This window comes from Lipingzhangella halophila (assembly GCF_014203805.1).
Taxonomy (GTDB): domain Bacteria; phylum Actinomycetota; class Actinomycetes; order Streptosporangiales; family Streptosporangiaceae; genus Lipingzhangella; species Lipingzhangella halophila.
Genome location: NZ_JACHJT010000001.1, coordinates 4,963,440 through 4,989,963 on the forward strand (window position 1 = coordinate 4,963,440; position 26,524 = coordinate 4,989,963).

General features: G+C 69.9%; 22 protein-coding genes. 13 read left to right on the forward strand and 9 right to left on the reverse strand.

Going from position 1 to position 26,524, the window contains the following annotated elements; all coding sequences use genetic code 11:
- The first annotated feature begins 38 nt into the window (after positions 1 to 38).
- Positions 39 to 1,013 (forward strand): coiled-coil domain-containing protein, encoded by a 975-nt coding sequence (locus tag F4561_RS22655; RefSeq protein WP_184581358.1) that lies wholly within the window; start codon positions 39 to 41, stop codon positions 1,011 to 1,013.
- A 9-nt stretch (positions 1,014 to 1,022) separates the two neighbouring features.
- Here F4561_RS22655 and F4561_RS22660 read toward each other — a convergent pair whose 3' ends face one another.
- Positions 1,023 to 2,243, reverse strand: coding sequence for an MFS transporter (locus tag F4561_RS22660; RefSeq protein WP_246437263.1), 1,221 nt, complete (start codon positions 2,241 to 2,243; stop codon positions 1,023 to 1,025).
- Positions 2,244 to 2,368: 125 nt separating this feature from the next.
- On the reverse strand, positions 2,369 to 3,133 hold the full coding sequence (locus tag F4561_RS22665) for a CPBP family intramembrane glutamic endopeptidase (protein ID WP_184584034.1): 765 nt from the start codon (positions 3,131 to 3,133) through the stop codon (positions 2,369 to 2,371).
- A gap of 231 nt (positions 3,134 to 3,364) precedes the next feature.
- On the opposite strand from F4561_RS22665, the gene F4561_RS22670 reads away from it, so the two are divergent.
- Together F4561_RS22670 and F4561_RS22675 are read left to right on the forward strand one after the other, a co-directional pair.
- Positions 3,365 to 5,524: an elongation factor G-like protein EF-G2 gene (locus tag F4561_RS22670; protein WP_184581360.1), complete on the forward strand. Its 2,160-nt coding sequence runs from the start codon at positions 3,365 to 3,367 to the stop codon at positions 5,522 to 5,524.
- 692 nt (positions 5,525 to 6,216) lie between these two features.
- A complete protein-coding gene (locus F4561_RS22675; RefSeq protein ID WP_184581362.1) occupies positions 6,217 to 6,834 on the forward strand; it encodes a mycothiol-dependent nitroreductase Rv2466c family protein in 618 nt (205 codons plus the stop codon).
- Positions 6,835 to 6,888: 54 nt separating this feature from the next.
- On the opposite strand, the gene F4561_RS22680 is transcribed toward F4561_RS22675, so the two are convergent.
- Both F4561_RS22680 and F4561_RS22685 read right to left on the reverse strand, forming a co-directional pair.
- On the reverse strand, positions 6,889 to 7,686 hold the full coding sequence (locus tag F4561_RS22680) for a M48 family metallopeptidase (protein WP_184581364.1): 798 nt from the start codon (positions 7,684 to 7,686) through the stop codon (positions 6,889 to 6,891).
- Between the two features lie 124 nt (positions 7,687 to 7,810).
- Positions 7,811 to 9,724 (reverse strand): amidohydrolase, encoded by a 1,914-nt coding sequence (locus F4561_RS22685; RefSeq protein WP_184581366.1) that lies wholly within the window; start codon positions 9,722 to 9,724, stop codon positions 7,811 to 7,813.
- 541 nt (positions 9,725 to 10,265) lie between these two features.
- On the opposite strand from F4561_RS22685, the gene F4561_RS22690 reads away from it, so the two are divergent.
- Positions 10,266 to 11,423 carry an acyltransferase family protein gene (locus F4561_RS22690; protein WP_221445586.1) on the forward strand — a complete coding sequence of 386 codons (1,158 nt, stop codon included), beginning with the start codon at positions 10,266 to 10,268 and terminating at the stop codon, positions 11,421 to 11,423.
- Between the two features lie 427 nt (positions 11,424 to 11,850).
- On the opposite strand, the gene F4561_RS22695 is transcribed toward F4561_RS22690, so the two are convergent.
- A complete protein-coding gene (locus F4561_RS22695) occupies positions 11,851 to 12,852 on the reverse strand; it encodes a CDP-alcohol phosphatidyltransferase family protein (protein ID WP_184581368.1) in 1,002 nt (333 codons plus the stop codon).
- Between the two features lie 232 nt (positions 12,853 to 13,084).
- Here F4561_RS22695 and F4561_RS22700 point away from each other — a divergent pair, with 232 nt between their 5' ends.
- The 7 genes from F4561_RS22700 (at position 13,085) to F4561_RS22730 (ending at position 20,727) form a co-directional block, all read left to right on the forward strand.
- Entirely contained in the window at positions 13,085 to 14,524 is a 1,440-nt protein-coding gene (locus F4561_RS22700) for a GuaB1 family IMP dehydrogenase-related protein (protein WP_184581370.1), read from the forward strand.
- A gap of 346 nt (positions 14,525 to 14,870) precedes the next feature.
- Positions 14,871 to 15,266: a DUF3592 domain-containing protein gene (locus F4561_RS22705; protein ID WP_184581372.1), complete on the forward strand. Its 396-nt coding sequence runs from the start codon at positions 14,871 to 14,873 to the stop codon at positions 15,264 to 15,266.
- 502 nt (positions 15,267 to 15,768) lie between these two features.
- Positions 15,769 to 18,246, forward strand: coding sequence for a sensor histidine kinase (locus F4561_RS22710; RefSeq protein WP_184581374.1), 2,478 nt, complete (start codon positions 15,769 to 15,771; stop codon positions 18,244 to 18,246).
- The gene (locus F4561_RS22715) at positions 18,243 to 18,692 is read left to right on the forward strand and encodes a roadblock/LC7 domain-containing protein (protein ID WP_184581376.1); all 450 of its coding nucleotides are present in this window, start codon (positions 18,243 to 18,245) and stop codon (positions 18,690 to 18,692) included. The genes F4561_RS22710 and F4561_RS22715 overlap by 4 nt, the downstream gene beginning before the upstream one ends.
- Positions 18,693 to 18,705: 13 nt before the next feature.
- A complete protein-coding gene (locus tag F4561_RS22720; RefSeq protein ID WP_184581378.1) occupies positions 18,706 to 19,083 on the forward strand; it encodes a DUF742 domain-containing protein in 378 nt (125 codons plus the stop codon).
- The gene (locus F4561_RS22725; protein WP_184581380.1) at positions 19,064 to 19,651 is read left to right on the forward strand and encodes a GTP-binding protein; all 588 of its coding nucleotides are present in this window, start codon (positions 19,064 to 19,066) and stop codon (positions 19,649 to 19,651) included. The genes F4561_RS22720 and F4561_RS22725 overlap by 20 nt, the downstream gene beginning before the upstream one ends.
- Positions 19,652 to 19,770: 119 nt before the next feature.
- Positions 19,771 to 20,727: an oxygenase MpaB family protein gene (locus F4561_RS22730; RefSeq protein ID WP_184581382.1), complete on the forward strand. Its 957-nt coding sequence runs from the start codon at positions 19,771 to 19,773 to the stop codon at positions 20,725 to 20,727.
- On the opposite strand, the gene dprE2 is transcribed toward F4561_RS22730, so the two are convergent.
- The 4 genes from dprE2 to F4561_RS22750 all read right to left on the reverse strand — a co-directional run bounded on the left by dprE2 (position 20,724) and on the right by F4561_RS22750 (position 24,648).
- Positions 20,724 to 21,536, reverse strand: coding sequence for a decaprenylphospho-beta-D-erythro-pentofuranosid-2-ulose 2-reductase (dprE2, locus tag F4561_RS22735; protein ID WP_184581384.1), 813 nt, complete (start codon positions 21,534 to 21,536; stop codon positions 20,724 to 20,726). The two genes, F4561_RS22730 and dprE2, sit on opposite strands and share 4 nt — an antisense overlap.
- Positions 21,537 to 21,673: 137 nt before the next feature.
- Complete coding sequence (locus F4561_RS22740; RefSeq protein ID WP_184581386.1) at positions 21,674 to 22,252, reverse strand: DUF1707 SHOCT-like domain-containing protein; 579 nt, start codon at positions 22,250 to 22,252, stop codon at positions 21,674 to 21,676.
- A 53-nt stretch (positions 22,253 to 22,305) separates the two neighbouring features.
- Positions 22,306 to 23,013, reverse strand: a complete 708-nt coding sequence (locus F4561_RS22745; RefSeq protein WP_184581388.1) for a response regulator — start codon at positions 23,011 to 23,013, stop codon at positions 22,306 to 22,308.
- Positions 23,014 to 23,067: 54 nt separating this feature from the next.
- Complete coding sequence (locus F4561_RS22750; RefSeq protein WP_184581390.1) at positions 23,068 to 24,648, reverse strand: sensor histidine kinase; 1,581 nt, start codon at positions 24,646 to 24,648, stop codon at positions 23,068 to 23,070.
- Positions 24,649 to 24,890: 242 nt separating this feature from the next.
- Between F4561_RS22750 and F4561_RS22755 the strand changes: the two genes are divergently transcribed.
- Positions 24,891 to 25,907 (forward strand): tripartite tricarboxylate transporter substrate binding protein, encoded by a 1,017-nt coding sequence (locus tag F4561_RS22755; RefSeq protein WP_184581392.1) that lies wholly within the window; start codon positions 24,891 to 24,893, stop codon positions 25,905 to 25,907.
- 6 nt (positions 25,908 to 25,913) lie between these two features.
- Entirely contained in the window at positions 25,914 to 26,510 is a 597-nt protein-coding gene (locus tag F4561_RS22760) for a tripartite tricarboxylate transporter TctB family protein (RefSeq protein ID WP_184581394.1), read from the forward strand.
- Positions 26,511 to 26,524: the final 14 nt, after the last annotated feature.

Consider the following 26,524-nt stretch of genomic DNA (forward strand, 5'->3'; position numbering starts at 1 on the left):
CGGGCGTGGCCACAGGCCCGTCTACGGAGCGACGCACAGTGAACGAACTCGAAAGACCCTCGCGCGGCCGCGCGTACCCCCGAACCTCCCTCCTCGCCGGCCTGGCCGCGGCTACCCTCCTCATCTGCGCGCCGGCGGCGTACGCCGAGCCCGAGGAGGAAGAGGTCGATATTGACGAACTCAACGAGCGCGCCGAGAAGTTGGAAGAGGAGTACGAGGGGGAGCTACCCCAGTACACCGACGCCAAGGAGTCCGTGGAGACGGCCGAGGAGAAGCTGGCCGACGTCGAGGACCAGCTCTCCGACGCGGAGGCCGACGTCGCCCAGGTAGCCGCGGCCCAGTACAAGGGAACCGGCCTCGACCCCACGGTCGAGGTGGTGATGAGCAGCTCCCCCGATAACACCCTCGACGACGCCGCACTGGCCGGGCGCATATCGGACTCCAACGGCGAGCGCGTGATCAACCTCACCGAGCTCAAGGAGGCGCGCGAAGAGGCCTCCGAGGAGGCCGAGACCGAGCTCGCCGAGGCCAAGGACCTCATCGACGATCTCGAAGAACAGCGCGACGACGTCCTCGCCAAGATCGAGAAGTACGAGGAGGAGCAGGTCCCCGAGACTCCGGGCGACGGCACCGTGCCCGCATCCGCCAAGGGCTGGGGCTTCGACGGCGCCACACCGCGCATGGCCGCGATCCGCGACGAGATCATCCAGGAGTTCGGCGCCCCCTTCCCCGTTGGCTGCGTCCGATCGAGCGCCGACGACCACGGCACCGGCCAGGCCTGCGACTTCATGATGAGCAACAACGGTGGCCACCCCTCGGCGGAGAACAAGGAGCTCGGCCAGCAGATCGCCAACTACGCCCAGGCGAACGCCGATCGGCTGGGCGTCAAGTACGTCATCTGGGAGCAGCGGATCTGGGACAGCCGCAACCCGGGCTCCGGCTGGAAGCAGATGGACGACCGGGGCAGCATCACCGAGAACCACTACGACCACGTGCACGTGTCCTCGTTCTGAGGAAGCGGCTCACCTCGCGCGCCGTAGTGGCGTCCGCGCCAGCGACGTCGCGACCGGCAGGCATACGACCAGGGCGGCCGCGGTGAGCGAGAATCCCCAGCCATAGCCGAGGTACTGCAGCGCGAGGCCGAGCCCGAGCGCACCCACGCCGGTGCCCGCGTCGTAGCCGATGTTCCACGCCGCGCTGGCTGTCCCGTAGCCGGCCGGACCGGCGCGGCGGAACAGCACGACGACGGTGTCGTTCTGGGTGGCTCCGAACCCGGCGCCGAACAGCGCCGCGCCCGCGATGACCAGAGCGGCTCCCGCCGGCCCGGGGCCGGTCCACCCGGCGTGCGCCGGCCAGACAGCCCAGGCCGCCAGCGCCATGCCGGCTGCCGCGCTCACCATTCCGGAAACGAGCAGCACCGGGCGGCCGTCGCGGTCGCTCAGCCATCCGGCGGTCCACCGCCCCGCCAGCATCAGGGCACTGTAGGCGAGCAGCGCGGCGACGGCGACCCAGGACGCGTGCTCCAACGGGATGGCCAGGAACGTGGTGAACGCGCTGGAGGCAACCGCCGCGATCAGCATCAGCAGCAGCGGGACGGGCAGGGTCGCCGCGCGCCGCCCCTGCGCCGAGCGCTCGTCGGCGGCGCCGGACGCGGCCTCCGGCCGGCCGTCCCCGGCGCACAGCCAGATACCGAACGCCGCGACCGCCCCGATCACCGGCCCCACCGCGGCCGTCCAGAACGCGGCTTCGAACCCGATGTTCAGCGCCAGCCACACGCCGGTCGGCAGGAACACCAGGTTCGGCAGCCCGCCGGCCAGCCCGTAGTATCCGGCGGCCCGCCCGATCTGGTTCGGTCGGACGAGGCGGGCGGCCAGGGCGGTTCCGGCCACGGTCACCATGCCGAACCCGACCCCGCGGACGGCCGACAGCGCGATCAGCGCCGTCAGGTCCATCGTCAGGATCATCAACGGCGCGGGACCGCCCAGGAGGAGGGCGCCGACGGGGAACGTCCAACGGTAGCCGCCGTGATTCAACAGCCAGGGCATGGCGAGCTGGATGAGCACTGTGGTCAGCATGAACGTCGCCGTTGTGAGCCCGGCCCCCAGCTCCCCCGCGCCGCCCCGTGTCGCCCACAGCGGAACCAACGGGAGCAGCAGAACGTACCCGCAGAAGCTGGTGACCGTAGCCAACATCAGGAGCCGGAAGGCACGACCGCCCAGCCCGAGATGCCGGCCAGCACTCAAGGGGTCATCGGATGAATATCTGCCACGGGGGGTAGGAGTGGGCAATGGTCGATCCCGCCTTCGCGCATCGTGCTGGAACGCCCGCCCCTCGGCATTGCGGGCGCCGGGCGGGCGTGCCCCGGATCCTACAGTTCCGGAGCGCGGTGCCGCCGCCCCGATCCGGTGAGCAGCAGCGAGCGCAGGTCCAGCAGGGCGTGCAGCACGATGGGAATGACCAGGCTGCCGGTTCCCAGGTAGACCACCATGAACAGCGCACCGAGCAGGCCCGGCCCGACCAGCCCCCACCAGCCCTGGTAAATGTGCGCGACGGCGAACAGCACGCAGGAGACGATCGCCGCCAGCCACACCGGCAGCCCGACCGCCACTCCCAGCGCGACGAAAAGGCCGCGGTAGAGCAGCTCCTCGCAGATACCCGCCGTGACCGCGAGACCCGCCGCCATGCGGCGCTCGGCACGCGAGCGAGGGGCCAGCGTGGCGAGGACCTGCCCGCCGGCCCCCGGTGCCGTCGAGTGCGACTCGCCGTGCTGCTCGCGGCCGCTTCGGCCTCCGCTGTCGCGAGTGAGCACCCACACGACCAGCAACGCGAGACTGAAACCGATCACCGCCGCCAGCAACGGCCCCCAGGAGTCCGGTGCGCGCAGCCCCAGGTGTCCCGGCGTGAGCCCTGGAGAGGTCAGCAGGATCACCACGATCGCCGCGGCCCACAGCCACTGGGCCGCGATCGTCACGGCGTAGAACCGGAGCAGCGCTCGCGGGTGGGTCTGGCGCCGGGCCTGCAGCCACGCGAACGCCCGGCGCCCCAGCAGCGGCTCGCCGATCGCGGCGTACATCAGCAGGAGGACCGCGAGGACCGTTGCGATCAGGCTGAACTCGGGATTGCTCTCTGGCATCAGCACGGAGCACAGCCTAGGAGATCCTGCCAGTGAACATGCCGTCTCCGGACGGCGTGGCCTCGATGCTCCCGCTGGGCACGGGGTGTGCGGCTCCGGTGTGTCGTCCGCGGGCGCCGCCCATAAGGCACCCCGCTGATTCCTGCCGCGCCCCCTTGTGATACCGGCCGCAACGGGGAACGGTAGTGAGTGTCCCGCGTCACACTCAACGGCAGGGAAGGGTTGGGAAGCATGGCGGACAAATCCGGTCCAGCGGCCAGCGGCAGGGCGCCCAAGGCCGATCGGCCCGCGGACATTCGCAACGTGGTGCTGGTCGGCCATTCCGGAGCCGGCAAGACGACTCTGCTTGAGGCACTGCTCAGTACAGCCGGTGTCACCTCCCGTCCGGGCAAGGTCGAGGAGGGCACCACCATCAGCGACTACGACGACGTCGAGGTCCGGCAGAAGAGATCGGTCAACCTCACCGTGGCTCCGGTAACGGTGGACGACGTGAAGGTGAACCTGCTGGACACCCCCGGCTACGCCGACTTCGTGGGCGAGCTGCGCGCCGGGCTGCGCGCGGCGGACGCGGCACTGTTCGTGGTCTCGGCGACGGACGGGATCGACGGCCGCACCCAACTGCTCTGGGACGAGTGTGCCGCGATCGGCACGCCCCGCGCTGTCGCCGTCACCAAGATCGACCACCCGCGCGCCGACTTCAACGACATCGTGGAGCAGTGCCAGGCCGCCTTTGGCGAGGGCGTCCTTCCCGCGTACTACCCGGTCACGTCGGGCGAAGGCGACAACCGCACGGTGCGTGGCCTCGTCGGGCTGATCTCGCAGCGCTTCTACGACTACTCGGGGGAGTCGCGCGCGGAGGCCGATCCACCCGCCGGCCTCGACGACGAAATCGAGGAGATGCGCAACGCTCTCATCGAGGGGGTGATCCAGGAGAGCGAGGACGAGACCCTCATGGACCGCTACATGGAGGGCGAGAACCTCGACCCCGGGCTGCTCATCGCCGACCTGGAGGCGGCCGTCGCCCGCGGGGGCTTCTATCCGGTGCTCGCGGTCTCCGGCACTCAGGGGATCGGCGTCCGGGAGCTGCTGGAGGAGTTCCCCCGGGCCTGCCCCTCGCCGACCGAGCGCCCGCTCCCCGACGTCACCACTGCTGCGGACAAGCCGGTCGAGGGCCTGACCAGCGACCCCGACGGCCCGCTGCTCGCCGAGGTGGTCAAGACCGTCAGCGATCCCTACGTCGGCCGGGTCAGCCTGATGCGGGTGTTCTCCGGAACGCTGCGGCCTGACACGGTCGTACACGTCTGCGGGCACGGCCTGAGCGAGCGCGGCCACGAGGACCACGATGTGGACGAGCGCGTGGGGGCCCTGTCGGTCCCGCTGGGCAAGCGGCTGGAACCGGTCGGCCAGGCCATCGCCGGCGATATCTGCGCGGTCGCCAAGCTCACCCAGGCCGAAACGGGCGACACGCTGTCCTCCCGGGAGAAGCCGCTGCGGATCCCGCCGTGGACGTTCCCGGAGCCCTTGCTCCCGGTGGCGCTGCGTCCCGCCTCGAAGTCCGACGACGACAAGCTGTCCCAGGCGATCTCCCGGCTGGCCGCCGAAGACATCACACTCACCGTCGAGGTGAACGCCGAGACGCACCAGTTGGTGGTGTGGTGCATGGGCGAGGCGCATCTGGACGTGATCACCGACCGGCTGGCCACCCGGTACGGGGTCAAGGTCGAGACCGGCACCGTCCGGATCCCGCTGCGCGAGACGTTCTCCGTGCCCGCGCAGGGGTTCGGACGCAACGTAAAGCAGAGCGGAGGGCACGGCGAGTACGGCATTTGCCGGATCGAGGTCGAGCCGCTGCCGTCGGGCTCGGGCCTGGAATTCGTCGACAGAATCGTCGGCGGCGTGGTGCCGCGCCAGTTCATCCCGTCCGTGGAGAAGGGCGTTCGCGCGCAGATGGAGAGCGGCGTGCACTCGGGGTACCCGCTGGTGGACATCCGGGTGACCCTCTACGACGGCAAGGCGCACTCGGTCGACTCCTCCGACATGGCGTTCCAGAAGGCCGGCAAGCTCGCGTTGAAGGACGCCGCCGAGAACAGCCAGATGTCGATGCTGGAACCCGTCGAGGAGCTCTCGGTGCTGGTGGACGAGGAGTACATGGGGGCCGTCATGAGCGACCTCTCCGCGCGCCGCGGCCGGGTCATCGGCACCGAAGCGCTGCCGGACGGCCGTTCCCTGGTCAAGGCGGAGGTCCCGGAACTGGAGATCACCCGCTACGCGATCGACCTGCGCTCACTCTCGCACGGCACCGGCACCTTCAGCCGCCGTTACCTGCGCCACGAACCCCTGCCGCGGCAGCTCGCGGAGAAGTACGTCCAGGAGGGCGAGGCCGGAGCCTAGAGGCGGTGCCGGCGAAGGGCGCCGAGGACCGGGAGACCGCCCTTGGCGCCCTTTTCGGCCACGCCCTCTTTCGTCCCGCCCTCCGCGCCCTCCGCTGCGGTGAGCACGTGGTACGGCCTCCGACGGGGCGGCGACGGCACCGGACGGGCCGGCCCCCAGTCATCGGTACGGGTGCCCGATGGTGACGCGCCCGGCGGGGGCGGCGACTGGTGGTGGGGCCAGCGGGGGTCTCCGTGGCGTCATTCTCGGTGCTGGGCCGTATCGAGGGTGACTGTGGGGACGTTCTCGGCGCTTAGTATGTCCGTACGGTCAGTTTCGGTGCCGCGCGGACCCTCGCGCGCCCGCTATGTCCGGATTGTGAGCGGTCTGGGCGCCGATCTTGAGGATTGCGTTCCTTTACCGCGCGGCAAAGGAACGCAATCCTCAAGATCGACACAAAAACCGGACGTAGCGGACATGCGGGGGCGGGGAGCGGAGGTCCCGAGCCCCGAGCCCGGCGACACCAGGCAGCACCCCTGGGCTATGCGCCGTTGTCGCTGCTTCCGTCGCACGCGCCACCAGCGGGCACCCGCACCGACACGCGCTCGCCCGGGCCATCCGCCGTCCTCGCTGCCCTCACTGGATGCCCAACCATCCGCCACCGCACCATGCCGCCGCTTCCGTAATTATCCGATCGCAAAGGACACACGGCCATGGAACCACCGGGAACCGTCGACTTCTGGTTCGACCCGTCCTGCCCCTACACCTTCGTCGCGTCGCTGTGGCTGCGGGAGGTGGCCACGGTCCGGCCCATCGAGGTGGGCTGGCACGTGATGAGCCTGTCGGTGCTCAACGAGGGCCGCGGCGACGACCCCGAGGGCGACCCGGAAGGATACCTGTGGGTCCCCGCCCGGATCTGCGCCGCGGTCCAACAGGAGCACGGCCACGCGGCGCTCGGCCGGTTCTACGCCGAACTGTGGCGGGATGAGGAAGGCGAGGGCCACGGCGACTGGCTGGGTGACTTCCACACCGCGCTTGACCGGACAGGGTTGCCGCGCGAGCTGGCCGAGGCGGGCTCCACATCCGACTACGACGAGACGCTCCGCGCCTCCCACGCCGAGGGGACCGCCCTCGTTGGCACGCACGTGGGCACGCCGATCGTCGCCGCGGACCGCCACTCGGAGCGGCCGGTCGCGTTCTTCGGGCCGGTGCTGTCCCGGGTCCCACGCGGCGAGGAGGCCGGACGCCTGTGGGACGGGGCGCTGCTCGTCGCCGCGACGACGGGCTTCCACGAGATGAAGGGACCCGCGCCGGCGGCCCCGGTGTACTGAGTCCCCGCGGCGCACAGCGCCGCACCACCGGGCGTTCCCGGACACGGGCACCGCTCACAGCACCCGGCCGGGCTGGGAGCGGTCGGCCAGCGCGGCGAACCGCCAGGTGTTCACGGGGTGGCTGGACAGGAAGTTCGCCAGCATCACGAACAGGCCCTGGTCGGTGGTGGCGCGCCCCGCGATGTCGTCGAAGTCGACGTCGGAGTAGAGGTACTTGCCGGCGGCGAGCACGCGCAGCCCCGGGACGCCTTCGGGGCAGAAGTCGTAGGCGTGGTTGTCCGCCGTGTACTCCTGCGCGCGGTTGAGCGTGCTGCCGAGGCCCGGGATGAGGTTGGCCACCGAGATCCCGAACTGGCGCCAGTAGGACGCGTGGCCGGCGGCGATGTGGCCCACCTCGTGTCCGATGACGAACCGGAGCGCCGCGGGGTCGGCGAGCCGGTCGCCGATCTCGAACAGGTCGCTGTTGATCGAGACGTACCTGCGGAAGCCGTGCCCGGACGCGAACGCGTTGACCTGGCCGTTGCCCAGGACAACGTAGGCGTCGGGCACGCGTGGCAGCCCGAGACGGTGCGCGGCGTCGACCACCATGCGGTGCGCCTCCGGGAACTGGGTCTCCGTGATGCGCACACCGTTGACCCGCTGCTTGGCGTACATCTGCCCGCGCAGGAAGAACACCAGGGCCGGGACGGCGAGCACGAGCAGCGGCTGGGTCGAATCCTCCTGGAGCGTGCGGCTGATCCCCCCTGCCACCGCAAGCGCGGTGACCGCGACACACGCGGCAAGGGCCTGGTTCTCCCTGGGATGCCGCAACGCGCGCCGCCGCCGCCGGTCACCCCATCTCACGGACGCCATGGACCCATTCTGGGGTGCGGACCCGCCGAGTCCTCCTGCGCAGCGCCCATACTTAAGACCGGATCCGCCCTAGCGGCCGCGCCGGAACCCGGGGCCCGCGGCACCACGAATCCCGGCGCCCCGCTCACAACCGGTAGGGCGGGTCCTCCGGCGGGTCCTGCGGCTGCTCGTTGGCCTCGTAGGGGGCGTACCCGTAGTACGGGCGGTCAGCGGGCCACGGCTGTTCCGCCGGGTACGGCTCGGAGTCGGGCGGCGGTGGCGCGGCCGCTACCGGCGGCCCTTGGGGCGGTGGCGCGGGGAACGCGGGACCGTTGGGCTGCCCACCGCCCGGATCCGGCATCCCGCCATTCGGTGCTCCCTCTGGATCATCGTCGTTCAGCAGATCGGCCGGGTCGGCGGCGAGTGTCGACCCGGCGCCGCCATCGCCGTAGTCGGGAACGGGGTCGTAGGGCGACGGGTCAGTGTCGGCGCGCGGGGCGGGCTCGTCGAACGCCGCATAGGCCGGGGGGCCGCCGATGGCCGGCTCGCCCTCGGGGGCAGGCGCGCCCAGCGGGGCACCACCAGGAGGGGCGACCGGTTCGCCCGCGGGTGGCGCGAAGCTCTCCGGCGGCGGACCGGGGACCGGCTCCGCGAGCTCCTCCGGCGGCGGCGCGTTGATCACGGGGGTGCCCTGCGGGGTGTCCTGGAGGAAGGCGGGCCGCTGCCCCGCTGGGGGGCTGGAGTCAGGGCGTCCCAGGTAGGTGAGCGCGGCGACGGTCAGTGCGGCCAGCCCGGCGGTGAGCGTGGGCTCCCGTTCGGGCGCGAAGTACGGCGAGTGGTTGCCCGGCACCGCCTCAAGCTTCTCGTAGGGGGTCTGCCCGGGGGCCGCCTGCCAGACATCGTGCGGCGTGGCACCGATGAACCAGTAGACGTAGGGGACGGGGTCGGGGTCGCCGGGCAGCCCGAACGCCCCGAAGTCCTCGCTGCCGGTGAACGGCTCGGGCAGATCGATGACGTAGGCGTCCCCGAAGTAGGCCCGGTGCGCCTGCGCGACCTGCCGGGTCGCCTCGGGCTCATTGCTGGTGACGCCGGCCTCTTCGACCACCTCGATCTCGGGCTCGCGGGCCGCTCCGGAGGCCGACGCCTCGGCCCGGATGATCCGCTCGATGGCGCTGTGCAGCCGGTGCGAGACGGTCTGGTTCAGCGCGCGGGTGTTGATCTCCAGGTAGGCCTCGTCCGGGATGACGTTGGCCCGGGTGCCCGCGCGCAGCACGCCGACCGTGACAACGGCCATCTCGCTGGGGCTGACCTCCCGGCCGACCACGCTCTGCACCCGGGCGACGATGCTCGACGCGATCACCACGGGGTCGACGGTCAGGTGCGGCTGGGAGGCGTTCCCGCCGGTGCCGAAGATCCGTACCTTCAGGGTCGATGTGGCGCCCAGGATGACGCCGGCCCGGTGCGAGACCATCCCGGCCGGCTGCGGCCCGAGGTGCTGGGCCAGGGCGATGTCGGGGCGCCCGTAGCGGGTGTAGAGGCCGTCGTCGAGCATGGCCGGGGCGCCGTCGATCGTCTCCTCGGCGGGTTGGGCGACCACCATGAGGGTGCCGCTCCACCGGTCCCGGGCACCGGCCAGCAGGTCGGCCGCTCCCACCAGGCACGCCGTGTGGGCGTCGTGCCCGCAGGCGTGCATGACCGGGACGTCGTTGCCGCCGTCGTCGATGCCGCGCGCCGTGCTCGCGTACGGCAGGCCGGTTTTCTCCAGCAGCGGTAGCGCGTCCATGTCTGCGCGCAGCAGAACGGTCGGCCCGTCGCCGTTGCGCAGCACGCCAACGACACCCGTGCCACCGACCCCGGTCTCGACCTCGAACCCGGCGCGGCCCAGCCATTCGGCTACGGCGCGCGCGGTCCGGTGCTCGTGATGTGAGAGTTCGGGGTTCTTGTGCAGGTCGACATAGAACCCCTCAACGAGCGGAAAGACCTCGTCGACGAGCCGCATGACCACACTGCTGTGTTCGGCAACCCGCCGGGGATCGACCGCGTGCGGCACTTCTTCCACCGCCTCTGTCTGCTGGACACTGGTGCGGTAGTCCGTCCGGCCACGTCACTGGCGGCAAACTACCCGGTCGATTGTCTCTCCTGCGCGTGGTGAATCTCAAACGGCCGCACCATCGAACCGGCCGGGCACGCGGGCATCGTTCCCGGGGAGTGCCGTGCGCCGCGAGCCCCGCAGCCGCGCCGGATCGGGCGGTCCGGCGGCATTCGAGGCAACGACCGCGGAGCATACCGGTACAGCTCAACGACCCGTTCAGGGTGACCCAGAACATGGGCGGCCACACATACCGGCAATGACGTGGAAATCCACGCACAATGTCACGGTCCGTCGACACCTCTTCACTGTAAATCGTGGCCGGACCCGGCCTGAAGATGTAGTGTGCACTCTCAGGGTTCTCAGGAAATTCCCAGCCGACTCAGGTTCGGCCCAGAACCCCTGGCTTCCTCGGGGCCCAGCCAGATCCGGCATGCCCACGGCTGCCCGGCACGCCCCGCTGCGCCGACTCCCCCGAACGCTGCCCGCTACTGCTGATTCGGAGTCCTAGTTGGCCTCAACAACCACCGATCTTCAGGACGAGATCGGCAATTCCAGCGTGTCCCCGCCCGATGGCGCAGCCGACGCGCACCGCGCGCAGGGCGCCTCTCCCGGCAATGGAGGCGCGCCGAAGAAACGCGACGCGCTGCTCGACAACGCGAAGTTCATCCTGATCGTGCTCGTGTTCGTCGGACACGCCATCGAGCCCCTCACCGACACCCGCATCGCCGAAGCCGTCTACTTCTGGATCTACCTGTTCCACATGCCGGCGTTCGTCCTGATCAGCGGGTACCTCTCACGGTCCTACGACGGCTCCCGGCGCCGCATCGACAAGCTACTCACCACGATCGCCACCCCCTACCTCATCTTCTGGGGCATCTACGCGCTGCAGTCGCTCTCGGCCGGGCGCGACCTGCCCGACTCCCCACTGCAGCCGCTGTGGATCACCTGGTTCCTGGCCGCCCTGTTCATCTGGCGGCTGACAGTGCCGCTGTGGAACCGGATCCGGTGGCCATTCGCGGTCTCGATCGGGATCTCCTTCCTCGGCGGCATGGTCGCCACCGGAGAAGTCCTCAGCGAATCCCGCATCCTGAGCCTGCTGCCGTTCTTCGTCGCCGGCCTGCTGGTAGAGCAGCGCCACCTGGACATACTCAAGTCGGCCTGGGTGCGCGCGTGGAGCGTCGGAGTCGTCCTGGTGACGGCCGCGATGACGTACGTCTACCTGGAGCAGCTCAGCCGCGAGTGGGTGTACTGGCGCGAGAGCCTGATCGACCGCAACGTCGACATGCTCCCGATAGGGCTACCCGGCCGCGTCACTTTCCTGGTCCTGGCGTTCTCGCTCACCATCGCCCTGCTGTCACTCGTCCCGCACCGGACCACCCGGTTCACCAAGCTGGGCGCGCTCACCATGTACGTGTTCCTGCTGCACGGCCTGGTCCTCCGGGTCGCGGAGCAGCTCGGCTGGTACGAGTTCATCAACGACTACCTCGGCACGCACGGCGCACTGGTAGTGAACTGCGTGCTCGCCGTGGCGTTCACGTTCGTGCTGTGCACTCCCTGGGTACGCAGTGCGACCCGGTGGGCCGTCGAGCCCAGGACCGACTGGATACTGGGCCCCGAACGCGATACCGCACCCGGAAGCACCACCCCGGCGAGCGCGCGACGCTAGGTAGTGTTTTTGGGCTCGCTGCCGCTCTCGGGCGCCTGGAGGCCGGGAACCTTCGGGCCCTGCGGCGTGGTCGCTCGTCCCTCGCTCCCCCACCTCCGGACCCTCCAGAACCCCGGCGGCGCCCGACTGTGCTTTTCTGGGCTCGCTGCCGCTCACCTGGTCGGGCGCCTGGAGGCCGGGAACCTTCGGGCCCTGCGGCGTGGTCGCTCGTCCCTCGCTCCCCCACCTCCGGACCCTCCAGAACCCCGGCGGCGCCCGACTGTGCTTTTCTGGGCTCGCTGCCGCTCACCTGGTCGGGCGCCTGGAGGCCGGGAACCTTCGGGCCCTGCGGCGTGGTCGCTCGTTCCTCGCTCCCCCACCTCCGGACCCTCCAGAACCCCGGCGGCGCCCGACCTGGCCCCGGCCCAGACCGGATCCCGGTTCCCGGTCAGTGTTCGGACCGCAGCCTGCGCAGCTCCACCCCGAAGTCCCGGGTGGCCAGCCACAGCTTGTAGACGATCAGCAGCTCGAAGGCGGCCAATGCCGCGCACGAGAACACGGTTACCGCGATGATGAGGCTCGGCAGCGCCGTGACAAGCGCAACGAGAGCGGTCAGCGGAGCGAGAACGCAGATGAACATCTCGAACTCGATGCCGCTGAACAGGTGCGGCCGAACGCGGCCACGCAGCAGGGTGCTCCGGAACCGCTCGTACCAGGTGAACCGGGCGCTGAAGCCCTTGTGCACGTCGACCAGGCGCGCGCCGGCGGTGGCGTACACGTGCTCGGGAGCGGCGTCCGGGTGGTCGCGCTGCGCCTCCTCCTTGAAGATGATCGGCTCGCTCTGGCCCTCGTCACCGCCCGCGCCATCGGCGCCCGGCTCGCGCTGGGTCTCGGTGCTCTCCGGGTCGTCGTCCATCGTGGCACCGACATCCCGGCCCCGCGCGGCGGCACGCAGCTTCTCGCGCATGCTCTGCCGGGTCTTGGCCACCTGCGCGCCGTTCAGGTAGCGCATCAGGTCGAGGAAGGTCACCACCGGGGCCAGCAGCAGGTAGACGGCCTGGCCGGTGGCCACCCACTGGCCGATCAGCAGCGCCATCATGCAGCCGAAGAACCGGACGCGGTCGAAGATGAAGTCCACCCAGCCACCGAAGACGGATCCGTTGCGCTTCAGGCGCGCGATCTTGCCGTCCATGCAGTCGAGCACGAAGCTCAGGTGGAACAGCACCGCGCCGGCCACCAGCAACGGCCAGCTCGCCAGCGCGAAGCACACGGCCGCTGCCAGACCCAGGATTCCGGCGCCGAAGGTGATCTGGTTCGGCGTGATGCCAGTGCGGTTGGCGGTCCACACGACCAGCCGAGACGCGAGCGGGTCGACGATGAATACTGTCCACCACGCGTCGCGTTTCTTGTAGGTCTTCTCGCGGACCTCCGCGAGTGTGAAGCTCGTCATCGTCATCTCCTGCGTTATCCGGGCCTCGGCGCAGTTTGGGAATACCGAGACGCGGTGCGGTCGCTGACGCTCGGGGCGAGGTGGCCTTCGGCCGGAAGATGATCGCAGACAGTTGCAATGCGAGCTAGTCGGCCAGGCCATAATTGAGGGACAAGAGGTTCCGCAACGGCCAGGGGGACATCCGGTGTCCCGCCCCGCCGGGCCCCGAAGAGCTTGCGACCGAGGAAGCGGCGTGCACTTTCTGAACGACCAAGTCCCGGACCAGGACCTGACCTACAGCGACGTGTTCATGGTCCCGCGACGTTCCACTGTGGACTCCCGGCTGGACGTGGATCTCGCGACCCACGACGGAACGGGAACAACGATCCCTATCGTAGTCGCGAACATGACCGCGGTCGCCGGACGCCGCATGGCCGAGACCATCGCCCGGCGCGGCGGACTCGCGGTCATCCCGCAGGACATCCCGATCGACGTGGTCGCCGAGGTCATCTCCTGGACCAAGCGCCGCGACCTGCTGCACGACACCCCGATCACCCTCAACCCGGACAGCACGATCGGCGAGGCGCTGAACCTGCTGCCCAAACGGGCGCACAACGCCGTCGTCGTCATCGATGCGCAACGGCGCCCGATTGGCCTGGTCACGGAAGCCGACTGTGTCGGCGTGGACCGCTTCACCCAACTGCACGAGGTCATGTCCACCGACCTGCTGACCATCCCGGCCGGGACCGACCCCAAGGAGGCGTTCGGGACGCTGCACGACTTCCGGCACCGGCTGGCGCCGGTCGTCGACTCGTCCGGAGCGCTGGAGGGCGTGCTGACGCGCACCGGGGCACTCCGCTCCACGCTGTACGAGCCCGCCGTCGACGCGCAGGGCAAGCTATGCATCGCTGCCGCCGTGGGGATCAACGGCGATGTTGCGGGCAAGGCCGCCCAGTTGCTGGAGGCCGGCGCCGACGTCCTGATAATGGACACGGCACACGGCCACCAGGAGAAGATGGCCGGCGCGCTGCGGAAGGTGCGGGCGCTGGACCCCGATGTCCCGCTCGTGGCCGGAAACGTCGTCACAGCCGAGGGCACACGCGATCTGATCGAGGCGGGCGCCGACATCGTGAAGGTCGGCGTCGGGCCCGGCGCCATGTGCACAACGCGGATGATGACGGCCGTTGGCCGCCCGCAGTTCTCGGCGGTCCTGGAGTGCGCCGAGGAGGCCCGCTCTCTTGGCCGCTCGGTGTGGGCTGACGGCGGCGTGCGCCACCCGCGCGACGTCGCGCTGGCGCTGGCCGCCGGGGCGACCAACGTGATGATCGGCTCCTGGTTCGCCGGCACGTTCGAATCACCGGGCGACGTGCAGCGCGACGCGCAGGGGCGGATGTACAAGGAGAGCTTCGGGATGGCCTCGGCCCGTGCCGTCCGGCTGCGCACGTCGGACGACACCCCGTTCGAGCGGGCCCGCAAGGCCCTGTTCGAGGAAGGCATCTCCTCCGGGCGGATGTACCTCGACCCGGAGCGCCCGAGTGTGGAAGACCTCGTCGACGAGGTGGTCGCCGGTGTACGCAGCTCCATGACCTACGCCGGTGCGCGCACGCTGGAGGAGTTCCACGACTACGCGACCGTGGGCGTGCAGAGCGCGGCTGGTTACAGCGAGGGCCAACCGACGCCGACGAACTGGTGACCGTGCGCGCGGCCGGGGGCGCGACCCCGCCCCCGGCCGCGCGGCGCGGCCCCACGAGCTGTGCCACACTGTCCGTGACGCGCATGCCAGCCTGCACGGAGTACGGACCCGAGTCCGTTGAGGTTCCCAGGCTCTCCGCCGGAGCCGGCTCCGGGACACGGTGCCCCACTGGCGCCCGGAACCGGCAGTCTCGCGGTATTCCCGCACCGCGAACGCTTCGGCCCGACTTCGGCTTTCCCAGCACACCCGACGACGCCGTAACCTCTTTGTTACCAGCAGCTTCTAGCGTCCCTCCGGAATCCCGCGGCCGGGACCGCCCTCCAGGTATGTCGAAAGTGGATGCTCTGTGGCGAACATCTACCCCCTGTTTCCCATTCTCTCCGGTCTGCTGGTCCTCGGCTATCTGGGCCGGTATGTCGCGCGCTTCCTGTTCATCGCACGCTACGGCGCCAGCACCGAGGGGCAGATCGTCGGCTACCAGGAGACCAACACGGCGGCCCGGATGATCGTGCGCTTCGAGACGCTCGACGGCGAGGAAGTGCACGCCAAGCACGCCAGCACCGCGTGGACCGCTTCACGGTACGGCGATGTCGTCACCGTCAGCTACAACCCGGACCGGCCGGAGGAGGCGCACATCGTCCGCACCCGGTGGCAGAGCCACTGGGTGGAGTGGATGTTCGCGGCGATGGGGGCGTCGCTCCTCGTGATCGGGGTCTACCTCGCCTACCTGCAGTGGTCGTGAGCGCGCCGAGCAATCGCGGACGCCACCCCACCAGCCGCGGCACCCTCTATCGGGTCACCGGTTCTGGACAGCCCCCGAGTAACTTCCGGCGAACCGCAATCCGCCCCCACCGCACTCGCCAGGTGGGTTGACTCTCCAGCCGTTAACCGTAACTATTTAATAATTCTTCTTCCTCCGCAACTTTTCGGGGGCAGGAGACATTACGGGTGCTTTGCCCCCGGATTGCACCAGTTCATAGCTGTTTCCTATGGAACGTCCGCTCTGCCGGCGCCACCGGGAACGCCCGGTGCGGGCCTCGGCGTACGAGATACGATTCCAAGCCAATTCCTCCATGTTGATGGAGATATGAGGTACCTTCAGCGCGTCGACCGGTCGTCCCCGCCACCGCACCTCCGACCGTCGCGTCCTCACCATCCTCGGGTGATTCCCCAGCCCTGGTAAGGGGACGGTTCCGTACTTGGTGCACTCCAGCCTCAGGGCCGTTACGGGCTTAAGGAGAGCAGTGCAGGAAGCAAAGCAAAGGCGAGTCCGCAGCATCGAATCCCGCGTCCGCCGGGGCGTCCTCGTGCCCATAGCGGCCCTCGTCGCGGTGTGGTTGGCGGTGAGCGGCTATCTGGCATACGGCGCCTTCACGCAGTACTCCGTCGCCAACAACAACGACGAGCTGCTGACTCCCACGGCCATCGCTCTGACCGCGGTGATGGACGAGCGTTCGGCGACCGCCGCCTACGTGGAACGCCCCGGGGAGTCCCGGGAGGCGCTGGAGGCCGCTCGCGCCGAGGCGGACGAGCGTATGGCCGCCGTCCTCGACCGGTTCGAGGGCGGGCTGTCCAGCACTCCCCACGAGGTCCACGACCAGCTCCACGCGCTCGACCGGGAGTTCGGCAAGATCAACGACGTGCGCGACGAGGTGGACCAGGGCGAGTTGTCCCGCTCCGAGATCCTCACCTACTACAACGAGCTCTCCGCGGTCGGAGCGGACGTCTTCCACGAGCAGGCGCACGCCAACTCCACGCAGGAGGCCGTCGGCCCCGGAATGAGCGCCACCTCCACCTTCCGTGCCATCGACATCCTTGCCCGGGCCGACGCCCAGCTCGCCCGCAGCTTCGCCTCAGGCGAGCTCAGCATGGCCGACCAGGCGGAGTTCACCCGCCTCGCGGGCTCGTACCGCGCGATACTCCATTCGCTGCACGATGGCATGGGTCCCGAGCCGGAGCGCGCCCTCGGCGATCTGCGGGCCAGCTCCGATTGGTCCACCCTGACCGATCTTGAGGAGACAATCGCCGAACGCACGGTCACCTCGGACATCGACCCCGAGACTGGTGACCGCGAAGAGGACCTGTCGCTTCCCGTGAGCGAGGACGAGTGGCGCACCGCCTACACACCGGTCAAGGAGGCCCTCACCGAGCTCGGCGGGGAACAGGCCGAGTGGTACACCCAGGTCCAGCAGCAGCAGGCGAACTGGGCCATCGTGCTCGCCGCTGGCGGCTCCCTCGGCATCGCGGCGCTTGGTGCCGGGGTGTTCGTGTTCGCCATCCGCTCCGCCCGGCTGACGGTCGGCAGGCTGCACCGGCTGCGCGACGAGACCCAGGAACTCACCGACCGCGGCCTGCCCGAGACGCTTGAGAAGGTGCGTGCGAATCCGGGGGACTCCGTCTGCACCGAAGCGCTACGCGTATCCGGCGGGGACGAGAACGACGAGATCGGGCAGGTGGCCCGGTCGTTCAACTCGGCCCACCACACCGCGATCAACGCGGCCGTCCGGCAGGCCGAAATGCGCCAGGGCATCAACCGGGTGTTCCTGAACATCGCCCACCGCAGCCAGACGCTGGTCCATCGGCAGCTCAAGCTGCTCGACAAGATGGAGCGCGACCAGGAGGACCCGAACCAGCTCACCGAACTGTTCAAGCTGGACCACCTGGCCACGCGCTCCCGCCGGAACGCCGAGAACCTGTTGATCCTCGGGGGCGAGACACCGGGCCGCACCTGGCACCGCCCGATGCCGCTGATCGACGTGCTGCGCGGGGCTATCTCGGAGTCGGGTGACTACACCCGGGTCCAGCGGGAGCAGATCGCGCAGGTGTCGCTCACGGGCCCCGCGGTCGCCGACGTCATCCACCTTGTGGCCGAGCTGGTCGACAACGCGACCACCTTCTCTCCCCCGCACACCCAGGTCCGGCTGAGCAGCGAGCAGGTGGCCAACGGGGTTGCCATCGAGATCGAGGACCGCGGGCTCGGTATGCAGGACACGGAGTTCGAGACCGCCAACGAACTGCTCGCCGAGCCTCCCGAGTTCGACGTCATGCGACTGAACGAGCGGACACGGCTAGGGCTGTTCGTCGTCTCCCGCCTGGCGTACCGGCACGCCATCCAGGTGAACCTGCGCAGCTCGCCCTACGGCGGGACCCAGGCCATCGTGCTACTTCCCCCTGACATCGTCGTCACCGACGCCCCGTCGAGGTCTCATTCCTCCAATGCCACCGAGGTGAGCGAGGTGAGCGAGGCCGGCGACCCCCTGGCACTCCCCGACGGCACCACCCCCGAACCGGACGTCCTCGCTAACGCCAACGGCCAGTCCGCCGGCCGGCACAGCACACAGAACTCCGCGGGGGGCGAGTACACGGCCTCCGGCCTCCCCAAACGGGAAAGGTCCGGCACGGCACCGCACGCCAGCAGCAACGGCGCCGCGAGCGAGCATGTCCCGTCTCCGTCTCCGGCTCCGGAGCCGGTGCCGGAGACGGAGACGCCCAGCGTCGCACGTCCCGCCCTGCCCAAGCGCACACCCCAGACCAACCTGGCGCCCCAGCTCTACGACACCCCTCCCGGCCCCTCGGACACCCCCACAGAAACCCCTTCGGAGGTGACCGACCGGGAGCGCTCGGACCGGCTCCGCCGGGACATGACGGCCTTCCAGCACGGAACACAACGCGGGCGCCTTGACGCGCGACACCGCACTACCGACACCGAGAAGGATTCGTGACCGTGACGACGAACAACGCCGCAAGGGACCTGGACTGGCTTCTGGACGAGCTGGTGGAACGAGCCGTCGGCACCAGGTGCGCGATCCTGCTCTCCGCCGACGGCCTGCTCCTGGGCCGCTCCCAGGAACTGGCGAAGGAGGACGCCGAGCACCTCTCCGCGGTGGCATCGGCGTTCCAGAGCCTGGCCCGGGGTACCGGCCGCCAGTTCGACGGCGGGAAGGTGCTGCAGACCGTCGTCGAGATGGAACGCGCGTACCTGTTCGTCACGAGTGCGGGCTCCGGCGCCTGCCTCTCTCTGATCGCCGAGGAGAACTCCGATGTCGGCCTCATCGCCTACGAGATGAACGTCATGGTCCAGCAGGTCGGCAAGTTCCTCGACGCGGCGCCGCGACCGACTGACAACGTGCCCGACGGCCAGGTGCCCGGCTCTCCGGGCGGCCGGTAGGCGGGAGGTGACCATGGCCGACGGACACGAGTTCGAGCACGATTCCGGCGACGCGAGCGACGCCCTGGTCCGGCCGTACGTGATCACCCATGGTCGGCAGAATCCCGCGAACATCGAGCTGGACCTGGTCAGCGTGGTTATCTCCGCCAACAGTGCGGTGGACGAGATGTCTCTGGAACCGGAACAAGTGCGGATCCTGGACCTCTGCCGCACGCCATTGTCGGTGGCGGAGGTGGCGTCGCACCTGGACGTCCCCGTTGCGGTGGTCAAGGTCCTGCTCGGCGACCTCATCGGCCGGGGCCATGTGCTGGCCCGTGCCCCGTACACAGCAGACAACCCGGTCAGCCGGGACCTACTCCAGGCGGTACTCAATGGCATCGAACGACTCTGAACAGAACGCGGGCCCGATCCCCTCCGCTATCAAGATTCTCGTCGCGGGCGGGTTCGGGGCCGGCAAGACGACGCTGGTGGGCACGCTCAGTGAGATTCCTCCGCTGAGTACCGAGGAGCACATGACCGAGGCCAGTCTCGGTGTCGACGACCTCGAGGGAGTTGAGCAGAAGACGACCACGACGGTCGCGCTCGACTTCGGCCGCATCACGATCAGCGACGACATCGTCCTGTACATGTTCGGAACCCCGGGCCAGGACCGCTTCTGGTTCCTGTGGGAGGAGCTCGTCACAGGGGCGCTGGGCGCGGTCGTCTTGGCCGACACCCGGCGCCTGGAGACGTGCTTCTCGGCCGTGGACTTCTTCGAGCGGCATCACGTGCCGTTCGTCGTCGCGGTGAACTGCTTCGAAGGGGCGCACCGCTATGCCTCCGAGGAAGTCCGGGAGGCGCTCGACCTCTCTGAGCGGGTACCGGTGCTGCTCTGCGACGCGCGCACGCGCCACTCCAGCAAGGACGTCCTGCTGACGCTTATCCGGCACGTCGCCGACACCATGGCGATGCCCGCATGACCCCGCTCGCACGCTAACCAGCGCGGCCCAGGGCTTACGGATCCCGTAGTGGCGCGGTTACGCTACGACCAGACAGTGTGCCACGCACAACCCAAACCGACACCGAGAGAGTGCTCTCCATGCGACGGTTTGACTGGTACCAGGAGATCCACCGGCTGGACCCGGACCGGCACCGGGTCCGGATCACACAGATCCTCGCCACCCACGAGTTCCCGTGGGACATGGAGCAGGCTCTCGGGCTCGCGCTGTACCGCACCTACGCTGTGCCCAGCATCGGTGGGCTACTCCTGGAGACAGGCGAGTTCACCCAGCGCACGCAGCGGCGGTACGACGACACCGCGCTGATCCTGAACGACATCCTGGAGTACGGGTTCGAGGCCGGCCGCGGCCGCGACGCTGTGCGCCGACTGAACCAGATGCACCGTTCCTACGACATCAGCAACGACGACTACCGCTACGTGCTGAGCACGTTCGTGGTCATGCCGCCACGCTGGCTCAACGAATGGGGATTCGGCTGGCGCCGGATGACCGAGCACGAGATCACGGCGAGCACCAACTACTACCGCACACTGGGCCAGCACATGGGGATCCGCGAGATTCCCGAAACATACGCGGAGTTCTACGAGCTGTTCGACCGCTACGAGCGGGCGCACTTCGGCTACTCCGAGGGCGGCCGCAAGGTCTCCGACGCCACCTTGAACATCATGATCAGCTTCTCCTCCAGGTGGCTGCGGCCGGCCATGCGGTCGCTCACCATGGGGCTGCTCGACGATCGGCTCATCGAGGCGTTCGGGTACGAGCGTCCCTCGCGCCTCACGCGGGGCGCGGCCGCGATCGCCATGCGGGCGCGCGCCAGGGCGGTCCGGTTCCTTCCGCCGCGCCAGGAGCCGCAATGGGCCCGCAAGAGCCCGAAGATCCGTAGCTACCCCCATGGTTACCAGCCCGACCGGATCGGCACCTTCCCCAAGGGGTGCCCTGTGCCCCACGGGATGCGCACGGTCGAGATCCCGGAATCGGGCTCACGGGTCCCCGCCCAAGGCGAAGCCCTCGCACCCGAGCACCCCGGCCCTACCTAGCGCGGCAGCCGGCGCCAGACCGAACGCGGCAGCAACCGCATCCCGGCGAAGACGAACCGCAGCCTCCGGGGTACCCAGACCACCTCCGAGCCGGTCCGCAGGCCCTCGGCGACCGCGTCGGCCACCTCCGACGCGGTCGCGGGGAACGGCGCGGCCGAGACGTGTGCCGACATCCGCGTGCGAACGTAGCCGGGGCGCACGATCAGTACCCGGGCCCCGCTGCCGTGCAACGCGTCGCCGAGCCCTTGGGCGAACCCGTCGAGGCCGGCCTTGGCGGCGCCGTAGACGTAGTTGGCGCGCCGCACCCGCACACCCGCCACCGAGGACACCACGACGAAGGTGCCGTGCCCCTGCTCCCGCAGCTGCGCGCCGACAGCGATCCCGGTGGAGACGTGCCCGGTGAAGTTGGCCGCCGCGGCGCCCGCGGCCGCCACCGGGTCATGGTCGTAGGTGGACTGCTCGCCCAGGACACCGAACGCGTCTACGACGACGTCGAGGTCGCCCACGAGCTTCACCGCCGCCGCGACGACGTCGGCGTGTGTATCGGGTTCGGCGGCGTCGAAGTCGAGGGGGTGCACCTCGGTGGCGCCGGCGGACAGCAGTTGGTCGCGCGCGTCCGCGATCGTCCCCGCGCTCTGCGCTCCCGGCCTCTCCGGCAACGACTCCAGCACCGACACCGAGGCGTCGCGCGCCGCGAGCACGATCCTGCGCGCGCCGCCGCGCACCAGACGCTCGACGATGGCCAGTCCGATCTCGCTCCGCCCGCCCAGGAGGAGGACGGAATCCACCGCGCCCACCGCGTTCCGCATTCGGTTCTCCCGATCTCGATGTCAGTGCCGCTGGGTCTACCACCGGGCTCGCCCTACAGCGTGTGAGGCGAGCCTGCCAAAGGGCGGCACGAAGGGGAAGACCGCCGGGTGTTCCGGACCCCGGACCCGCCACCGGGTCAGTGCCGCCAGCGCGACAGCCCGTAGCGAAGCTTCACCGCCCCCAGGGTGATGTGCCCGCTGACCCGGAGGTGCGGACCCTCCGGGGAGGGCCCGGAGGCCACCCGGGACCGGATGGATCCTTCGCGTGTCGTCAGCGCGTCAACGTTGGCGGTCGCACCGCGTGGGAGCGTGATGACGGTGGTACCGCTGTCGACGGTCAGCTCGATGTCGACCACCGGGTGGGAGATCGTGGCCGAGGTGAGGTCCAGCCGGACGGTCCCCGAATCCGACGTGATCCGCAACCACCTGGGCACCGCCCAGTCGCCGCTCCGCTTCACCGTGCCGCTGCCCGTGCGGAGCTCGATGGCCTCGCCGGGGGCGGGCGGCATGTCGCCGGGCAGTGGAAGATCACTCAGCAGGGTGTCCAGCTCGTCGTCGAACGTGGCCGTGCAGGCGGACGAGAGACGTTCGTCGAATTCCTCCATGATGAGCCGCCCCTCGGCGAACGCGCGGTTCAACCGCCGCACCGCGGCCTCGCGCTCGGAGTCGGAGACCCGCCGGCGCGGGACGGGTGGTTCAGGGGTCTTCGACCGCATGGCGGGATCATACCCACACGTAACCTCGCGCCCTACCCCCCGAACGATGCTGTTCACTCCGGCCGGCCACCGGTCCACCGGTAGCGGCGCTCGGGACGGCCGGCGGTGCCGTAGCGCAGCCGCACCTCGGCGCTGCCCGCCTCAACGAAGAACTCCAGGTAGCGGCGGGCGCTCACCCGTGAGAGCCCGGTCAGCTCGGCGCACTCGGTCGAGGAGACCTCACCGGCGCGGCTCAGCTCTCCCCGGACGAGCCGCGCCGACTCCGGGGTGAGGCCCTTGGGCATCGACGGCCCCCGCGGTCCGGGGCCCGGCTGGACCGCCTGGCCGGCGGCGGCGCCGAAAACCCGGTCGATGTCGGCCTGGCCGGGTGCCTCGCTGTCCTCCAGAACGGTACGCATCTCCTGGTAGCGGGTCAGCCGCTCACGCAGGGTCTCGGCGTCGAACGGCTTGATCACGTAGTGCACCGCTCCGCCGTGCAACGCCTTGCGCACGGTTGCCGCGTCCTTGGCCGCGGTGACCACGAGCACGTCCACCTCCGGGTCACCCGTGTCGCGCAGTTGGCGCAGCACCTCGATGCCGCTGATGTCGGGGAGGTAGATGTCCAGCAGGACGAGGTCCGGCCGGTGTTCCGCGACCTGGGAGAGCGCGTGGGCGCCGTTGTGGGCCTCCCCGACCACGGTGAAGCCCGGAATCCGCTCGACCATACGGCGGTGGATCCGCGCCACCATGAAGTCGTCATCGACGACGAGCACCCGGATCATGCGGCGTCTCCTTCGTCCGGTACGGCGGTCGTGGTTGTCGCTGGTCCGGCTCGCCTACGGCGGCGGACGCCGTGGGACCCCGGTGGGCAGCAGCGCGGTGAACTCGGCACCGTCCACCTCGACGGAGCCGCCCCTGCGCGAGCACACCAGGCGCACCAGGGCCAACCCGACCCCCCGGTAGACGCTCTCGGCGCCCTTCGTGCTGAATCCGCGCAGGAACACTTTCCAGGCCAGCTCCGGCGGCACGCCGCGCCCGGAGTCGCTCACCCGTACCCGCACCGCGTCGTTGTCCTCGGCCAGGTCCACCTCGACCCACGGGTCGGGCCCGCCCCGGACGGCGTCCAGAGCGTTGTCGACAAGGTTGCCCACCACGGTGACCAGGTCAGCGGAAAGATCGGGATCCTGGGCGTCCAGGCCGGTTCCGGCGGAGACGCGCAGCGTGACGTCCTGCTCGGCGGCCAGGCTCGCCTTGGCGATGAGCAGCGCCGCGACCGAGGAGTCGGCCACCCGGGAGGTGACGTCGTCGGACAGCTGGGTGCGCGCCCCACCGATGGTACTCACGTACCGTGCGGCCTCGTCGTGCTCCTCCAGCTCCAGGAGTCCGGTGATCACGTGGATCTGGTTGCTGAACTCGTGCGCCTGGGCGCGTAACGCCTCGGTGGTGGTTCGGGTGAAGTCCAGCTCCTGCTGAAGCTGGGCAAGGTCGGTCCGGTCGCGCATGGTGGTGACCGACCCGACTCTGCGGTTACCCCGGTTCAACGGCATCGAGTTGAGCGTGACGAGGCGTTCGCCCATGAGCACGACGCGGTCGGGCTCCTGTTCCTCATCGGTGAGCACCCTGCGGATTTCGGTGTCGACGCCGAGCTCGTCCAGCGTTCGTCCCACAGCGTCACCGGGCAGGTCGAGCAGCTCCGCCGCCTTGTCGTTGACCAGGGTGACGCGGTTTGCCCGGTCCAGGCCGAGAACTCCCTCCTTGATGCCGTGCAGCATCGCCGTGCGGTCCTCCGCGAGCCGGGTGATCTCGCCGGGTTCCAGGCCGAGGGTCTGCCATTTGATTCTGCGGGCGAGCAGTAGGGAGCCCGCGACGCCCAGGACGCTCGCGATGCCGACGTAAACCAGCAGCGTCGGCGCGGCGGTAGCGAGCTGCTCGACCGGGCCGGGGTAGCTGCGGCCCGCGACGGCCACCCCGATTATCACGCCCTCGTCGTCGATCACCGGGACGTGTGCGGCCAGTACGCGCTCCTCACCGATCCGCACCACGCCGATCCACGTGCTCCCGGACAGCACGGAACTCTCGCCGAAGTCCATCTCCCGGCCGATCTCACGCGGGTCGGTGGAGGACAGCATGCGCCGATCCGTCCCCGTGATGATCAGGTGCTCCGCCTCGGAGAGACTGCGCAGGCTCTCCGCGGTCGGCTGCAGGATGCCCTGCTGCTCGGGAGCTGCCAGCCCGGCCCGGACGGCGTCCATGGACGCGGCCGACTCCGCCACCGCGAGCATCGCCTGCCCCTCGACCTGCCGGAACCGCGCGTCGGCCTGCGCGACTGACACCCCGACAACAGCGAGGAGCACCGCCACCACGATCGCCAGTTGCAGGGCGAGGAACTGCCCGGCCAGTGTGATCCTGGGACGCACCGGCAGCCTCCTTCACGGTCGCTGGTCACGCGCCGGCGGGGGGCGGGAGCGGTGCCCGCCGGCGCTATCGTCGCACGTGGCCGGCGATTCGTGCGCCTCGCGAACACAACGACCACAACGTTCACTACCACCATTGCTCGCACAACCGACACAACGGTTTTCCCATATATTTCGCGCTGTTCTCCTGTGCGTTAACGCACAACCGGCGCTGCCGGGCGCATCGTTCGACATGGGAGACGCACATGTACCGCGCACCACGCCTAACCGCCACTGTCGCCGCGGGAGCGTCCGTGGTCCTCCTCAGTACCGCGTGCGGCGGGGGAGGCGGCCAGGACGCCAACGGCGACTGGACCCCCGAACGCCACATCGAGCTGATCGCACCGGCGGAGACGGGCGGCGGCTGGGACCAGTTGGCCCGCACCACCGAGCGCGTGCTGGTGGACAACGAACTGGTCGAACAGGAGGTGCAGGTCGAGAACAAGCCCGGTGGCGGCGGGGCCATCGGCTGGGCCGACGTGGCCTCCACCCCCGACGACCCGCACCGGCTCTTCGTCACCAGCCCGCCCATCCTGCTGGTTCCGCTGGCCGGGGAATCCGACCACGACCACACCGACTTCACCCCGCTCGCCGGGTTGGCCACCGAGTACATGACCTTCGCGGTCCCCGAGGACTCGCCCCTGGAGAGCTTCGATGACCTCGTGGACCAGATCTCCGAGGACCCGGAGTCGGTGAGCATCGCCGGCGGCTCCGCACCGGGCAGCATGGACCACGTCGCGCTGGCCGGCGCGGTGCAGGCCGCCGGGGGCGACCCCACGGAGCTGAACTACATCCCCTACGACGGCGGCGGAGAGGCCATGAGCCAGATGGTCGGCGGCCACGTCGACGCCGTGGCCTCCGGAGCCGCCGAGGCCGCCCCCATGGTGGACTCCGGCGACGCGCGGCTGCTGGCGGTGACGGCACCGGAACCGATCGACTCGCTGCCCGACACCCCCACCTTGCAGGAGGAGGGCATCGACTACGACTTCAACATCTGGCGCGGCGTCATGGGGCCCGGTGAGATGACGGACGAGCAGGTCGCCTACTACGACCAGCTCTTCGGCGACATGGTCGAGACCGACGACTGGCAGGAGGAGGCCGAGAGCCTCGGCTGGGAAGAGTCCTACATGGACAGCGAGGAGTTCGGCACGTTCCTCGACGAGAACCACGAGCAGTCCGCCGAGATCCTGGACGAGGTCGGGCTGCGCGGGGACCAGGGCTGATCGACCGTGCTCGGGTTCCGCTTCTCCAACCGCACGGTAGCCGTCGCGATCGCCCTGGTCGCGGCGGGCTACCTGGTCCTGGCGTTCCAGTTGCCGGAGTTCACCGCGGTCGAGGTCCCGGTTCAACCGTCGACCCTGCCGAAGTGGCTCGGCGCCCTTCTGCTGCTGCTCGCGGCCGCCCTGTTCGTCCAGCGGACACCGCCGGCCGGGACGGACGCGGGCACCCCGGCCGGGGCCGGCGGGAACACCGGGGACGCCGAGGATTCCGGTGAAACCGGTGAAACCGCGGCGGGCGGTGCGGCCTCGCCGGATGACCCGGCCAGCCCCGGCACCGCCTCCAGCGAGGCGCCTCTCGGCAGGCTGGCCGACACCCGGCTGGAGCTCCTGCTGTTCGTGGCGTCGATCGCCGGCTACATCGCCCTGCTCGTGCCCCTGGGCTTCCTGCTGACGACCGCGCTGTACGTCGCCGGCAGCGCCTGGTACCTCGGCTACCGCCGGCACCTGGTCACGGCGCTCGTCAGCGTCGGGGTCACGGCGCTGCTCTACTTCGGGATGTCCGAAGGGCTGAACGTATCGCTGCCGCAGGGGCCGTTCCCCTTCTGAGTCGACCGGAGCCC